The sequence below is a fragment of the Microbulbifer sp. ABE4_465 genome, assembly GCF_056160765.1.
This window is the reverse complement of record NZ_JBSWXV010000004.1, coordinates 193476-207650: the sequence shown is the minus strand read 5'-3', so window position 1 is coordinate 207650 and position 14175 is coordinate 193476. Positions and strand designations below refer to the sequence as shown.

At 59.1% G+C, this 14175-nt stretch carries 14 protein-coding genes; 9 read left to right on the top strand and 5 right to left on the bottom strand.

All coding sequences use genetic code 11. From position 1 onward, the window contains the following. Positions 1-110: 110 nt before the first annotated feature. The 4 genes from ACXAG1_RS09580 to pilG form a co-directional block, all read right to left on the bottom strand. On the bottom strand, positions 111-2288 hold the full coding sequence (locus ACXAG1_RS09580) for a methyl-accepting chemotaxis protein (protein ID WP_475091467.1): 2178 nt from the start codon (positions 2286-2288) through the stop codon (positions 111-113). 254 nt (positions 2289-2542) lie between these two features. After that, on the bottom strand, positions 2543-3085 hold the full coding sequence (locus ACXAG1_RS09575) for a chemotaxis protein CheW (protein ID WP_043319720.1): 543 nt from the start codon (positions 3083-3085) through the stop codon (positions 2543-2545). Between the two features lie 18 nt (positions 3086-3103). Next, a complete protein-coding gene (gene pilH / locus ACXAG1_RS09570; RefSeq protein ID WP_043320499.1) occupies positions 3104-3466 on the bottom strand; it encodes a twitching motility response regulator PilH in 363 nt (120 codons plus the stop codon). A 254-nt stretch (positions 3467-3720) separates the two neighbouring features. Further along, positions 3721-4116, bottom strand: coding sequence for a twitching motility response regulator PilG (gene pilG, locus ACXAG1_RS09565; protein WP_010132439.1), 396 nt, complete (start codon positions 4114-4116; stop codon positions 3721-3723). Positions 4117-4507: 391 nt separating this feature from the next. On the opposite strand from pilG, the gene gshB reads away from it, so the two are divergent. The 8 genes from gshB (at position 4508) to ACXAG1_RS09525 (ending at position 12453) form a co-directional block, all read left to right on the top strand. Further along, on the top strand, positions 4508-5464 hold the full coding sequence (gene gshB / locus ACXAG1_RS09560; RefSeq protein WP_475119588.1) for a glutathione synthase: 957 nt from the start codon (positions 4508-4510) through the stop codon (positions 5462-5464). 121 nt (positions 5465-5585) lie between these two features. Then, a complete protein-coding gene (locus tag ACXAG1_RS09555) occupies positions 5586-6527 on the top strand; it encodes an energy transducer TonB (protein ID WP_475119587.1) in 942 nt (313 codons plus the stop codon). A gap of 19 nt (positions 6528-6546) precedes the next feature. Next, positions 6547-7140 (top strand): YqgE/AlgH family protein, encoded by a 594-nt coding sequence (locus ACXAG1_RS09550; protein WP_475091463.1) that lies wholly within the window; start codon positions 6547-6549, stop codon positions 7138-7140. Then, positions 7140-7565: a Holliday junction resolvase RuvX gene (gene ruvX, locus ACXAG1_RS09545; RefSeq protein WP_475119586.1), complete on the top strand. Its 426-nt coding sequence runs from the start codon at positions 7140-7142 to the stop codon at positions 7563-7565. Before ACXAG1_RS09550 ends, ruvX begins: the two co-directional genes overlap by 1 nt. 86 nt (positions 7566-7651) lie before the next feature. Next, a complete protein-coding gene (gene hemC / locus ACXAG1_RS09540) occupies positions 7652-8605 on the top strand; it encodes a hydroxymethylbilane synthase (RefSeq protein WP_475119585.1) in 954 nt (317 codons plus the stop codon). A gap of 48 nt (positions 8606-8653) precedes the next feature. Further along, complete coding sequence (locus ACXAG1_RS09535; RefSeq protein WP_475091460.1) at positions 8654-9460, top strand: uroporphyrinogen-III synthase; 807 nt, start codon at positions 8654-8656, stop codon at positions 9458-9460. A gap of 174 nt (positions 9461-9634) precedes the next feature. Next, positions 9635-11203 (top strand): uroporphyrinogen-III C-methyltransferase, encoded by a 1569-nt coding sequence (locus ACXAG1_RS09530; protein ID WP_475119584.1) that lies wholly within the window; start codon positions 9635-9637, stop codon positions 11201-11203. Then, positions 11200-12453, top strand: coding sequence for a heme biosynthesis HemY N-terminal domain-containing protein (locus ACXAG1_RS09525; protein WP_475119583.1), 1254 nt, complete (start codon positions 11200-11202; stop codon positions 12451-12453). Before ACXAG1_RS09530 ends, ACXAG1_RS09525 begins: the two co-directional genes overlap by 4 nt. Positions 12454-12511: 58 nt before the next feature. Here the strand turns inward: ACXAG1_RS09525 and ACXAG1_RS09520 are convergent, their stop codons facing one another. Beyond that, positions 12512-12688: a PLDc N-terminal domain-containing protein gene (locus tag ACXAG1_RS09520; protein ID WP_475091457.1), complete on the bottom strand. Its 177-nt coding sequence runs from the start codon at positions 12686-12688 to the stop codon at positions 12512-12514. A 390-nt stretch (positions 12689-13078) separates the two neighbouring features. Between ACXAG1_RS09520 and ACXAG1_RS09515 the strand changes: the two genes are divergently transcribed. Further along, entirely contained in the window at positions 13079-14140 is a 1062-nt protein-coding gene (locus ACXAG1_RS09515; RefSeq protein ID WP_475119582.1) for a hypothetical protein, read from the top strand. Positions 14141-14175 lie beyond the last annotated feature (35 nt).

Sequence of the window (14175 nt, the reverse complement as noted above, 5' to 3'; positions counted from 1 at the left end):
CGCGAACGCCGCTGCTGGGCTGCTTTTCATTTCCGCCCCCTGCCGGTAAACCTCTCACCGGCAGGGGGCGGAAATGCCCGCTATTTGTCGTTATGAATATCTGCGGTAAATCAGGCCATTGCCCGCTCTTCGCGCTCTTCTCCAGACAGTGCGGCCAGGCTGTCTTCCTCAGCCGCCACGCCTTCAACGGTCTCGTCCTCGAGCATGGGGAACTCTTCGGAAAGCTCGGCCAGATCGCCGTCGTACAGATCGCTTTCAGACTCCACTTCGTCTTCCTGCGGCAGCTTGAAGCCGGCAACGGAATCGCGCAGCGCGGAAGCGGTCTGTGCCAGGTTACCAATGGACTGTGCGGTAGCCTGAGTACCGGCAGAAGTCTGCGAGGTAATTTCCTGAATCACGTTCATCGTGTTGGAAATGTGACCCGCGGACGAGGCCTGCTGGCGTGCCGCGTTGGAGATGTTCTGAATCAAGGATGCGAGGTTGGTGGATACCGTTTCGATCTCTTCCAGGGCAACACCCGCGTCCTGGGCCAGACGGGCACCGCGCACCACCTCGGTGGTGGTGGATTCCATCGAAACAACCGCTTCGTTGGTGTCTGACTGAATCGCTTTTACCAGGCCTTCAATCTGCTTGGTTGCCGCCGCGGAGCGCTCTGCGAGGCGCTGAACCTCGTCCGCAACCACCGCGAAGCCCCGGCCTGCGTCACCGGCCATAGAGGCCTGGATCGCGGCGTTCAGTGCCAGAATGTTGGTCTGATCGGCAATGTCGTTAATCAGGCTTACGATGTCACCAATCTCCTGGGAAGATTCACCCAGTCGCTTGATTCGCTTGGAAGTGTCCTGAATCTGTTCGCGGATGGTATCCATACCCTTGATGGTGTTCTGTACCACCTTGGCACCGTTGCTCGCGATCTGTACCGAGCGTTCTGCTACCTGGGCGGATTCGGCGGCGTTCGCAGATACCTGGTCAATGGTCACGGCCATTTCGTTTACGGCTGCGGATGCGCCGGCAATTTCCTGCGCCTGGTGCTCGGAGGCCTCGGCCAGATGCAGGGCGGTCTGCTGGGTTTCCTGGGACAGGGAGGATACTTCCTGTGCCGCACCGTTGATTCGGGATACCAGCACCCGCAGCTGGTCAATGGTGTAGTTGATGGAGTCCGCGATCGCACCGGTAAAGGCCTCGGTTACCGTGGCGGAGGTGGTCAAGTCACCGTCAGCGAGGTCGGCCAGCTCGTCCAGCAGCTGCATAATCGCCTGCTGGTTACGCTCGTTGGTTTCAGTTTCTTCACGAAGGTTTCGGCGAGTACCGGAGAAGGCGGTGACCATCATGCCGAAGATCAACAGTACGAAAATACCGGCAACAATCGCGATGGTCTGGTTGTTTGGCTGACGCTCACTGGACAGACTGGCGATGCGGTCGTTCAGGGTCGACAGGGCTTCCAGCAGCTGGGGAGAAGATGCGGAGATACCGTCCGCCGCCTGACGGGTGGCGAACAGTGCGGGGGTCGCTTCGAAGATCTCGCGTACGGAGGAGCTTACGAACTCGAACAGCTCGGTAATTTCTTCCAGGGACTCGCGGGCTTCACTGTCGGTTACGCGGGAGATACCCATCACCACGTCACCGCCTTTCATGCCCTCTACCACCTTACCGAACAGGCTGGCATCGGTATTGAACTGGTCCGCCGCAGATTCCGCGTCGTCACCACCCTGCAGCATCTTGTCGATGTTCCGGCCGATACGCTCGGCGCGCCACACCTGCAGCTGGGCCTGCTCTACCTGGTTCGCCGGGGCGTTGTTGGAGAGCAGGATTTCCACGATGTTGTTGTGCTCTGCCTGCAGTTCCGGCAGCGAGTCGTTCAGGGTACTCGCCACGTCGTTCAGGAAGATAATGGAATCCTTGTTACCGATAATGGTGTCGGCCTGCTCGCGCATCTGGCGCCAGACCTGGCCATACACCGCCAGTTCCTCTTCCAGCGCACGGCGGCTGCCCGGCTCCATGCCCTGCAACTCGCTCCAGGTAGCCGTCATCTGGTTCACCACCTGCTCGAGGTTGGCGAACGCCTGTTCGTCACCCGCGGTGGCCGCCGGCGCGTAGGACACTACCTGATATGACAGTGCGCGCAGTTCCGCTACGTCTTCCAGGTACTGCTGATCCCGGTCAGCGTGGCTCTGCACCAAATAGATGCTGACGATCAGCCCCGCCAGTGTGGCGAGTACCAAGAAACCCATAAACAGCGCGGCAGGGTTACTGCGCAGCGCGGAAAATGAACTCTGGGAGCCTGTTTTCATAATTTACTCCTGGCGGACCTGTCCCTCAGGCCAATTCTTGTTATCACCACTGTTTGAGGCCGCATGGCCTCAGATCCCCGTCTGCCCACAAGGTGGACACCCCCAAAACCGGCAAATACCGACTGCGGTTTGCGCCCTGCGTTAACGGGTTGCCTCAAAGACAAATCCGCAACCGGACAATGGTTTGACGCACAGCGCACGCCAGACCTCAGCGCGAGCGCATTTGCTCCCGCCTGAACGCAGAATGCCGCAACTCAGTGAGCCGCGGCATCCGCAAATTGAAAATCGTGAATCAATGCCTGCAGATCGAACACCAGCCAGCGATCCTGCTGCAGCACGAACTGACCGCCCACCATGGGCGCGAACGGCTCTGACAAGTCGGACGGCGGCATTTGGCCATACTCCAACGCCAAGTGCTGCATCCCGTGCAACTCATCGACAATCAGGCCGGCATAAATTTTTTCGTGTTCCAGTACCAACACGCGGCGGCGCTGACGCGGGCTGACCAGATGCCCGCCAAAAAAAGCGGCCATATCAAACAGCGGCAGCAGGCGGCCACGCACATTGGCCACGCCGCGCACCCAGGGCTGACAGCCTGGAACAAAGGTGTACTGGGGCACTTCGAGCAATTCCACCACGTCTTCCATGGCGGCCACAAAGCGATGCCCAAGCAGAGAGAATCCGATGCCCGTCCAGTAGGGTTTGACTTCCTGACGGGCAGGCAGCCCCTTAGCCTGCGCCTTGGCGCGCTTGGCTATATCGACGAGTGCGAGGTAGGGGGTAAGCGTTGGTTGCACGGAGACTCAACGTCGGCCTCAGGCCAACACCTCCTCAATGGTTCCGAGCAGCTTGCCCTCATCAACCGGCTTGGTCAGGTAGGCGCGCGCGCCCTGGCGCATGCCCCAAACCCGATCGGTGTCCTGATCCTTGGTAGTGACGATGACAATCGGAATACCGGCAGTCTGGTCGCCCTTACTGAGCTGGCGGGTCGCCTGGAAGCCATTCAGGCCCGGCATCACAATGTCCATCAGAATGACATCAGGGCGCTGTTCGCGCGCCACATCCACGCCGTTCTCGCCATTGGTGGCGGTGATTACAGCGTGACCATTCTTTTCCAGAATGGTGGTCAGCTTGTGAGTTTCGGTTGGTGAATCATCGACGATTAGCACTCTGGCCATCTTGTCCCCCGAGATAGTGTTGTCCACTCCGGCCATCGCAATATTTGCCGGGTGAATGTTGTCGGCACCGATCGCCCCTCACTGGGAAGCGCGACCTTACGCTTTGTTATAAGTTACTGCGGTTACCAATGGCTCGCACTGACTTTTGTGACATTCAACCATCTAAGTGGCTGTTTCCTCACATCAGCAACGCAGGACGCCATAGTCTACGCCATTTTTGCCAAGGGTTTCACGCCCCCAGCGAGAACTTCTTCTCAGGCGGCGTGATGCGGCTTGGCGTGGGCGGAGATTGCCCCCAGCAACTCACTCTTGCTGAACGGCTTTGTCAGGTACTGATCACAGCCCACCACGCGCCCCTTGGCTTTGTCGAACAAGCCGTCCTTACTGGACAGCATGACGACTGGCGTGCTGCGAAACTCGCTGTTGTTCTTGATCAGTGCACAGGTCTGATAGCCGTCGAGACGCGGCATCATGATGTCCACAAAAATGATATCCGGACGCGAATCGGCAATTTTTGCCAGTGCGTCAAATCCATCAGTGGCAGTCACCACCGCGCAACCTGCTTTCTGCAGTAGCGTTTCCGCGGTGCGACGAATGGTTTTACTGTCGTCAATCACCATCACGGTGAGACTTTCCCAGTTGAGCTCCATAGTGTGTTCCCAAATCCCCTTTTACTTATTTTCAGGCTTGCCGGCAAAATGCGCCGGGCCTGTCTGTGCAACCTCATTACGGGGTCCGATCGTCGCTGTGGACAGCCACCTGGGGCGGGTTTCGAGCCGTCTCACAAACCCGGTGACCGGCGGGCGCAGATCAGATGCAAACTTGTATCACAGATACCAAAGTGAATCTAGCGACGTACAAGCCGGGTCGCACCCAATGGTCATTTTGTGAGCGATGCCGCACTTTGTTGGACACGCGTTTTCAAACCGCATCTTGCGAAGCGGGTCGCAGCCTCTTACCTTAGCCACTTTGCACAGGCCCCCAGGCCACCGCCCCCACCCGACACAGATCCGATTCAACATTCAGATTTACGGAATCCCTATGAGCCAGACTCTCGGCGTGGTCATGGACCCCATCGCCAATATCAGCTTCAAGAAAGACACCACCCTGGCACTGCTGCTGGCGGCCCAGCGCGCGGGCTTCGAGTTGCAGTACTTCCTGCAGACGGATCTATATCTGGACGGAGGCAAGCCCATGGGCAACGGCTCCCCGCTGCAGGTATTCGACGACCCGCAAAACTGGTTCAAACTGGGAGAGCGCAAGCCGGTAGACCTGAGGGACCTCGATGTCCTGTTGATGCGGGTGGACCCACCCTTCGACAACGAGTACATCTACTCCACCTATATCCTGGAAGCGGCAGAACGCACCGGCACCCTGGTCGCCAACAAGCCCCAGTCCCTGCGCGACTGCAACGAAAAGATCTTCGCCACTCACTTTGCCGATTGCATTCCGCCGCTGATTGTCAGCCGCGATATGCAGCAGCTGCGCGCTTTCCACAGCGAACACAAAGATGTCATTTTCAAACCCCTGGACGGCATGGGCGGTGCCGGCATCTTTCACGTCAAGCCGGATGGAGGAAACATTGGCGCGATTCTGGAAACCCTCACCGACAACGGCAAACGCCAGATCATGGGCCAGCGCTACATCCCCGAAATCAAGGACGGCGACAAGCGTATTCTGATGGTGGACGGGGAACCGGTTCCCTACTGTCTGGCGCGCATCCCCCAGGGCGGCGAGACTCGCGGTAACCTGGCTGCCGGCGGCCGCGGTGAAGCGCGCCCCCTGAACGAGCGCGATCTTGAAATCGCGCGCCGTGTCGGTCCGACCCTGAAAGAAAAGGGGCTGCTGTTTGTCGGCCTCGATGTGATCGGCGACTATCTCACCGAGGTCAATGTCACCAGCCCCACCTGCGTACGGGAAATTGACGCAGCCTACGGCACCAATATTGGCGACCAGCTGATGCACGCGATCACAGACCGATTGGCGAAAAAGGGATAAACTGGCGCCTCGAAATTTTTCTGCGGCTCCAGAACAGGCTGGAGCCAACCCAAAGTGTGCAGGTACAGGCTGCACAGACAGAAACCGCAGTAAAACAAGCCGTATCAGAACAATAAGCACAATGAACGCAGTCGCCAGCCAATCACAGAGCCCCCCACCGGCACCCGCGTCATTCCCGGGCAGCCAGCCCTCTTCGGGAGACCGCTTCACCTTTGCCCTGTTTCTGGCCTGCGCGCTGCACGCGTTGTTTATTTTTGGTGTCGCCTTTACCGCGCCTGAGGCCAGAGAGGCTCCACCGACTCTTGAGGTCACCCTCGCCCAGCACAAATCCGTCGATGCGCCGGACGACGCCGATTACCTGGCCCAGCACAACCAGCAGGCCAGCGGCACCGCCGAGACACCCAAGGAACTGTCCACCGACCGCCAGGCGGAGATCGCCGACACCAGCATTCGCCAGGTCAACCCCCTGCCCCAGCAGCAGGCCGCGCGCCCTGCGGACCAGTTGCGACAACTGATCACGACGATTGGCGATAGCCCAACCCAGGCCCCGGAACTGCCGGCGGAAGACAAGCGCTCGGAAGAGAAGCGCGGCGACGCACCTACCGACCTGCCTCCCAGCAACCCGGAAATCGCCAGCCTGCAGGCACGCCTGGACAAAATTCGCCAGACCATCGCCCAGCGCCCGCGGGTGCGCCGACTGACGTCGGTAGCCACCAAGGCCTCCGCCGATGCCGCCTACCTGCACGACTGGCGTCAGAAAGTGGAAGCCATCGGCAACGACAATTTCCCCGAAGAGGCACTGGCGCGACAGATAACCGGTGACCTGCGCATGATGGTGCGCCTGCTGCCCACCGGCGCGGTAGAGGAAGTGGTCATTCTGGAATCTTCCGGTGAGCGCATCCTCGACGATGCCGCACAGCAGATTGTGCGCCTCGCCGCGCCGTTTGCCCCCTTCCCCGCGGAAATTCGCCAGCAGGCAGACCGCCTGGAAATCATTCGCACCTGGCGCTTTGAAATGACCGGGTTCTCTACTGCCGCCAGCAAATCTCCCGGCCGCGGCTGACAGGACCTAAACTACAGCCATGCAATCAAACAGCCCCTCCCAAATCGATAGCGACCTGACCCACAACAGCTTGCGCGGCCAACTCCTGATCGCCATGCCCGGTATGCAGGATCCCCGCTTCGTTCACGCGGTCACGTTTATCTGCGAACACAGTGCCGATGGCACCATGGGCGTAGTCATCAACGCTCCCAGTCAGGTGACCTGGAAAGAGGTCTTCACCCAACTGGAGCTCGATGACGCCAGCCTGCGCGGAGAGGAGCCGGTACTGATCGGCGGGCCCGTGGCCCAGGAGCAGGGCTTTGTACTGCACGGCCGCGGCATGCAGTTCGCCTCCACCGCCGAGGTCTCAGGAGACATCAGCCTCACCGCCTCCAAAGACATCATCGAGTCCCTGGCCGCCGGCCGCGGCCCCGACGACGTACTGCTGGCCCTGGGCTATGCCGGCTGGGGGCCGGGACAACTGGAGCAGGAGATTGCGGAAAATGCCTGGCTCACATTGCCGGCGGAGCCGGAAATCCTGTTTGCCACCCCCTGGGAAAACCGCTGGCAATCTGCAGCTGCCCGCCACGGCATCGACCTGAGCGGGATCGGGTCCCAGTCGGGACACGCGTAATGAGTGCTGTCACCGCACTCGCCTTCGACTTCGGCACCTCGTCCATCGGGCTCGCCTACGGCCAGAGCCTGACCGGTAGTGCCCGCGAACTGGATCCGTTACCGGCAAAAGACGGCAAACCGGACTGGGACAGGGTGCAGCGCATCATTGATGAATGGAAACCCAAGGTACTGGTGGTGGGGCTGCCGCTGAATATGGACGGCAGTGAAAGCGAATTCGGCGCCCGCGCGCGCAAATTCGGCCAGCGACTGCACGGCCGCCTGGGCTTGCCGGTGGAATACGCGGACGAGCGCCTCAGCACGCGCGCCGCCAAAGACGAGGCCCGTGAACGCGGGCACCGCGGCAACTACGCCAGTCAGCCGGTGGACTCCATTGCCGCACGCATCTTTCTCGAAGACTGGCTGCGCGGCTATTCGGATCAATAGTCCGGCAGGGCAAAAGTACAGCGTTCGCTAATCCGCCGGGCAAACTGGTAGACTTGCGCGAAATTCAAGCTGGTCCCGTTCCTCGCATGTCCCAAACTTCCAATACCACCGACGCACCGATTACCACCATCCGCATCGCTACCCGTGAGAGCGCCCTCGCCCTGTGGCAGGCCAACTTCGTCAAGCAACAACTCGAGCTGCACCACCCGAATCTCACCGTGGAACTGCTACCGCTGACCAGCCGCGGTGATCAGCTGCTGGACATCCCCCTGAACAAGGTGGGCGGTAAAGGTCTGTTCGTTAAGGAACTGGAAAAGGCGATGCTGGAAGGCCGCGCGGATATCGCCGTGCACTCCATGAAAGATGTACCCATGGAATTCCCGGAAGGCCTGCACCTGCCGGTCATCTGCGAGCGGGAAGACCCGCGCGATGCCTTTGTGAGCAATCAGTACGCCTCCATTGAGGCCCTGCCAGAGGGCGCTGTTGTGGGCACGTCCAGCCTGCGTCGTCAGTGCCAGTTACTGGCGGTTCGCCCAGACCTGGAAGTGAAATTCCTGCGCGGCAACGTGAACACCCGACTGGCGAAAATGGACGCCGGTGAGTACGACGCGATCATCCTCGCCGCCGCCGGCCTGCTGCGCCTGGAAATGCGCGAGCGCATCGCCGACTTTATCGCACCGGAAGTCCTGTTGCCGGCGGGCGGACAGGGCGCCGTGGGTATCGAGTGCCGTTGCGATCCCGCGCTGGAAGCCCTGCTTGCTCCCCTGCACCACACCGAGACCAGTCACCGGCTGATTGCCGAGCGCTCCCTGGTGCGCCGACTGAACGGCGGCTGCCAGGTACCCATCGGTTGCTACGCAATCTTCAATGACGATGCAAAAACCCAGCTCTATCTGCGCGGTCTGGTGGGCAGTCCCGATGGCGAAACAATGCTGAGCGCCGAGGTGCACGGCAGTATCGAGGAAGCCGAAGCGCTCGGCATCCGCCTGGCGGAGCAACTCCTGCAGGCCGGTGCCGACAAGATTCTCGCGGCCATCTAAACCGGATTCGTGATCGGGCCTTTCGCCCGCCTTTCGAGCAGCCTACTTATGAATAAGCTCCTGTCTTCCGCACTGGCCGGCCGGCGCATTCTGATTACCCGCCCCGACCACCAAAGCGCAGGCTGGCGCCAGGTGCTGGAAGCACAGGGGGCGCGGGTGGACAGCATTCCGCTACTGGAAATTGCCCCGGTACAGGAGCCAGCGGCAAAACAGGCGGTGAAAAGTCTCGTCATGCACTTCGACCAGTTCGAACACGCCATTTTTGTATCCCAGAACGCCGTTCAGTTCGGCTTCGACTGGCTGGATGACTACTGGCCGCAACTGCCACAAGGCCCCCGCTATTACGCCATTGGCGCTGCCACCGCCCGCGCCATTCGCCAACGCGGGGCCGAACCCGAAGCCTGTGCCGGCGACACCATGGATTCCGAGGCCCTGCTCTCCCTTCCCTCCTTGCAGCACCCTCAAGGAGAGCGAGTGATTATTTTTCGTGGTCAGGGCGGCCGACCGCTGATCGGCAACACACTCGCAGAGCGCGGCGCACGCCTCGATTACTGTGAGCTTTATCAGCGCCTGCTGCCCGCACAGGCCGGGCAACAACTGCAGGGTTACCGGCAAGTCCCCGACGCAATCACCCTGCACAGCGGAGAGACACTGGAGAACTTCCACACGGCTCTGACGCCCCTCGCCCCCGGTCAGCGCAGCGCACTGATGGCCCAACCGGTGATCCTGCCCAGCCAGCGCGTCGCCGATCGCGCCCGCGCCCTTGGCTTCAAAGATGTTTTTGCCGCAACCAATGCCGGGGACACGGCCATGCTCGCAGCACTGCAGGATGCACTATCCGCCCACGATTGCTGAAATCTCGCCCGCAGCAGTAAAAAATTTTATTTCCGCGCCAGACTTCGTATAAAGAGCGGCTGCAGTCGCTATAATTTGGCGACAAATTTTCTATCGGTAGCCGCACCCGCGATTGACCTGACTACCGCTAGTGGTCCATGCCCCCAAACGCACTCACCCTGAGCAAGCGAGCCCATGAGCGATAAAAAAGCCCCAGCTTCCTCCAACCCCGACGGCCCCAAAAATGACGAACATAAAGACGTGCCGATGGTGACCGAAAAAGCGGAGCCCAAAAGTAACTTTGCCAAGGCCGCAGAAAGTCGTCCGGGCAGCGATAAAGCCAAGGGAAAAGCCAGCGCCAACACAGCGGCCGCCGGCGCAAAGAGCGCGCCCAGCAAGAAAAACACAGCCAAAAAGAGCCGCGGCTGGCTCTGGTTCTGGCTGTTACTGATCGCATTGGTCGCACTCGCGGTTGCCGCCTGGTACTTCATTCCCACGGTACGCACTGAAGTGAATACACGCCTGCAGGAGCTTCCCCTCGTCGGCCAGCATTTTTCCTCTGGCAGCCGAACTGGTGCTCAACGCACTGGTGACGCTGCGAGTTCCACCGCCGGTATATCGAGCGATAGCACCAGCAACCCGCAGGAAAGCAACGGCAGCACGCCCTCCACTGCCAGCAATAGCACAGCGGACTCGGATAATACGGCGGCCACACCGGACAGCACCGAAAGCGGCAGCGCATTCAATACCCAATCACCAACACCGGTACCGGAGCAGCCGATGCTGCAACCGGACGCGTCGCAGCCGAGCCAGCCATCCGCCACCTCTCCGGTTCCGCCGCAGCACCAGAACCTGGAGCAGATCAACAATCTGCGGCAACAGCTGGCCACTCAGAACCAGACCGTGGAACAGCTCAACCAGACCATTGCTCAGTTGCAGCAACAGATCGCCGGCCTGCAACGCAATGTAACCGCCCAGGGCAACCGCCTTAGCCAACTGGGCAACGCCAGCCGTGAAGACTGGCAACTGGCGGAGGCCGATTACCTGCTGCGCCTGGCCAACCAGCGCCTGATACTCGAACAGGACAACCGCGCCGCCCTCGGTCTGCTGCAAGAGGTCGACAAGATAATTCGCAACGTGGATATGCCAGATCTCTACGGTGTGCGCCAGCAGATCGCTCGTGATATCACCGCACTCAAACTGGCAGAAACCGTAGATCGCGAAGGACTCTACCTGCGCCTGCGCGCGCTGGAAGAGCAGATGGTAAAGCTCAATATTCAACCGCAGTTTGACCTCGCCAAGCGGGATGCTGCCGCGGCCGAAAACCAGGCAGAAAACACCGATACCGGCGAAGCACATTTCCGCTCCAGCTGGCAAAACTTCGTCAATTTCATCAAGGGATCCGTACGTATCCGCGATGGCGAAGTGGATCCCATCCTGCTGTCACCACAAAGCGAAACCCGCTTCCGCCAGAGCCTGCGCCTTAACATGGAACAGGCTGAGCTCGCCGTACTGCGCGCAGATGACACCGTGTATAAAGATGCCATCAACCACGCCCGCCAGCTGATGCTCGACTACGGAGTGGAAAATCAACAGCGCCAGGTCATCCTGCGAGAGCTGGACGCGCTCGGTCAGGCAAAAGTCAAAGCGGAACTGCCCGACCTCAGCGCCTCCCAAAGCGCACTGCGCAACTTTATCGACAAGATGCACAAAGTGTCGTCTGGACAGACGAGCGGCGACGAGACCGGAGGTAGCAACTGGTGAAACGCTTCCTCTTTTTTACTCTGGTATTGCTGCTGGGCGGTGCCCTGTTGGCGGAAGCCATGCGGTCCTACCCCGGCTACCTGTTATTGATGGTCGGCGGAGACAGTGGCAAACGCATTGAAATGAATCTCTGGGTTGCCGTTGGCGGCCTGGCCCTCGGCATTCTCACACTGTTCCTGCTCATTTGGCTTCTGCGCAGTCTTGCCCGCGCCATTGGCGGCAGCGTCAGCCGTATCCGATTTGGCCGCAGCCGCATGGCGCGCCGGCGCCTGACCAACGGGTTGGTGGAATATATGGAGGGCAACTGGGCCCGGGCCCGGCGTCTGCTTCTCAAAAGCGCCGCGCGTTCCGACGCACCCATCATCAATTACCTCGCCGCCGCACGCAGCGCTTTCGAGCTGGGCTACCGGGATGAAGCCAATGAGCTCCTGGCCAAAGCAGAAGCAACCGGTGATGACACGCAGCTGGCCGTCGCCATCAGTCAGGCGCGCATGCAATTACTGGATAAACACTACGAACAGTGTATCGCCAGCCTGCAACGCGCCATGCAGGAAGAGTCCAATCACCCCGCCCTGTTACAGCTGCTGCGCCAGGCTTACTACCATATCGGCGAGTGGCATGGACTGCGCGAGCTCCTCCCGCGTCTCGAGAAACACGGCACAATGCCGGAGTCCCAGTTACAGCAGCTGGAGCTCGAGGTATATCAAAATCTGTTGCGCGATGCGGCGAGTCGCAAAGACAAACAGAAACTGCGGGAAACCTGGCAAAGCCTGAACGGGCGCTGGCAACGCAATATCGAACTGCGCAACCTGTACGGAGAAATGCTGCATCAAGTCGGCGATGACCTGGAAGCAGAGAAGCATCTGCGCTGGATATTAAATCGCGAGTGGCGCGCCGACACAGTGCGCCTGTATGGCCATCTCACCGGCGCGGATGCCGGTCAGCAACTTTCCGTTGCGGACGGCTGGCAAAAAGAATACGGGGAAAATGCTGACCTGCTGACTTGCCTCGGCAGGCTCTGCCTGCGCAACGAGATCTGGGGCAAAGCGCGGCAGCACTTTGAAAAGAGCCTGCTGCTCCGTTCAGACCCCGTCACCTCTGCAGAACTGGCACGCCTGCTCTTCGCACTCGGAGAAAAAGAACAGGCCGCACGGCTTTATGAACAGGGACTGTTACAAGCGGTTTCATCGCTACCGCAGCTGCCACTACCCGGGCAACAAAGCGGCACACTAACCACGCGGGCATCCTGATCAATCAGGGCCCGCAATTCCTGTGTAACCAAAAGCTTTCAAGCAAACGAATCTGCCCTCAGCCAGACTTGCCGCCCGGACCCGCAAGAAACCAGGCGATCAACCCGATTACCGGCAGAATCAGCACCACCAGTACCCAAACCAACTTCTTGAGCCCACTGGCTGAGCTCTGCAAAATTTTGATGATCGCGTAGATATCAGCAATCAGAATAATAAGCCCTAAAACACCTTCCATTTCAGACTCCTCCCAAAAGTAGTTCAGGGTGTGTCACCCAAATCACAATAGAAATCAGAGTATAGAATCGCGCCTGCGCGCTCACTCGCCTATCGAAAGTGAATGCGAATGCAAGAACGCCAGCGCAAATCACCGCTGAACCGCCTGCGCCCAATCACGACGGGCTCGCACCAGCTAGTACGCTCGTACAGAAACTATTATCGCGATATCCATTCTCACCGGTAGTTTCAGCTAGACATAAATTCCTACCGGGGTTAATTTTTCGGAACAAATTACCAGAAAGCACCATGCGGAAAGCCATCGCAAGCGGCACGCTGGTACCACCTGCAACATAGCAAACAATACTCACCCGCTACTCGATTCTAACCAGACTCAGCTCAAGGACGGCCCATGCCTAATTCACCAACGGAAATCAGTCAGTTTCTCTACGCCCTGATCGAGGGCAATCACAGCTCGCGAATCTTCAGCCCCAACTTCCAGAGTTACGGCGATTTTTGTGGCTACTTCGACCAGCACTTTGGTCAACAGCACGATATCCACAATACCTGGAATGCCAAAGGCAACATCGCAAATAACTGGTCCGCGGTAGATTTCCACGCACTCTATATTGCATGCTGGATCTACAAACCCATGGAAAAGGGCACTTACTTCATTCGTATGACCTCAAGCGAAGCCAACAAAGTTCGCGCGGGTTTTGAAAAGCTGCCCACACGCAAAAGTAGCCACCTCAGCAAGTCCGGCAGATCAGCACACGAAGGCTGGAACTTTCTGGTGGGATACCGCGAGCTTCTGGTGCAATGGCAGCAAACAAATGACCGTACGTATTTAATGCTGAAAGCCGAAGGGCACACCACGGGGCTATCTGGGATCATCCCCCACCTACAGAGTTGGAATCACAAACGCAAAACCGGGGAGGGCCTTCGAGCCAACGAAGATCTCCATCAGTTGACCGGCGGAAACTCTCCAATCATTGCGCGCGGTGCAGAAAACTTCAGCAACTCTTATAAGGCGTTCCTGAAACAACTCGGTGCACGTCGCCGCGATGGAGCAACAACAGCCAGCAGTCTGAAAGCCGTGCGAAGCGCAAAAGCCACCTGCACCGTGCGCGATATGCTCAATGTACTCTCCATGAGCAGAACCGGTGAATGGACAACGAAAACCAACCGCGAAGTGCGGGAGAAATTGATCGCACTCGCACAGCGCCCAACAGAGACCACTTATGGCGCTTACGGCAATATCGATATTACGCCAGAGATCAAACAACAGTTCTCCCGCTTTGCTCAACTCTTCCTCGATGAAAACAGGCCCGACGCGATCTACAACCGCTACTTTGAAGAGGTACATGTAAACCCGAACCAGCTGAGTAACGCGATTCAGGAATTCATGACCTGGCATGTCCCCGACAGCCTGCGCGCACAAACCCAGCGTAGAGCACGAATGCTGAATTTCTGATTTTTAAAACAACAATGGGCGCCAGAGGCGCCCTG

Excerpts from the sequence above, each read along its gene's own strand:
- ACXAG1_RS09555 (WP_475119587.1), top strand. The coding sequence starts at position 5,586 with ATGAACGCAGTCGCCAGCCAATCACAGAGCCCCCCACCGGCACCCGCG.
- ACXAG1_RS09530 (WP_475119584.1), top strand. The coding sequence starts at position 9,635 with ATGAGCGATAAAAAAGCCCCAGCTTCCTCCAACCCCGACGGCCCCAAA.
- ACXAG1_RS09580 (WP_475091467.1), bottom strand. The coding sequence starts at position 2,288 with ATGAAAACAGGCTCCCAGAGTTCATTTTCCGCGCTGCGCAGTAACCCT.
- hemC (WP_475119585.1), top strand. The coding sequence starts at position 7,652 with ATGTCCCAAACTTCCAATACCACCGACGCACCGATTACCACCATCCGC.
- pilG (WP_010132439.1), bottom strand. The coding sequence starts at position 4,116 with ATGGAGCTCAACTGGGAAAGTCTCACCGTGATGGTGATTGACGACAGT.
- ACXAG1_RS09535 (WP_475091460.1), top strand. The coding sequence starts at position 8,654 with ATGAATAAGCTCCTGTCTTCCGCACTGGCCGGCCGGCGCATTCTGATT.
- ACXAG1_RS09550 (WP_475091463.1), top strand. The coding sequence starts at position 6,547 with ATGCAATCAAACAGCCCCTCCCAAATCGATAGCGACCTGACCCACAAC.
- ACXAG1_RS09520 (WP_475091457.1), bottom strand. The coding sequence starts at position 12,688 with ATGGAAGGTGTTTTAGGGCTTATTATTCTGATTGCTGATATCTACGCG.
- gshB (WP_475119588.1), top strand. The coding sequence starts at position 4,508 with ATGAGCCAGACTCTCGGCGTGGTCATGGACCCCATCGCCAATATCAGC.
- ruvX (WP_475119586.1), top strand. The coding sequence starts at position 7,140 with ATGAGTGCTGTCACCGCACTCGCCTTCGACTTCGGCACCTCGTCCATC.
- ACXAG1_RS09515 (WP_475119582.1), top strand. The coding sequence starts at position 13,079 with ATGCCTAATTCACCAACGGAAATCAGTCAGTTTCTCTACGCCCTGATC.
- pilH (WP_043320499.1), bottom strand. The coding sequence starts at position 3,466 with ATGGCCAGAGTGCTAATCGTCGATGATTCACCAACCGAAACTCACAAG.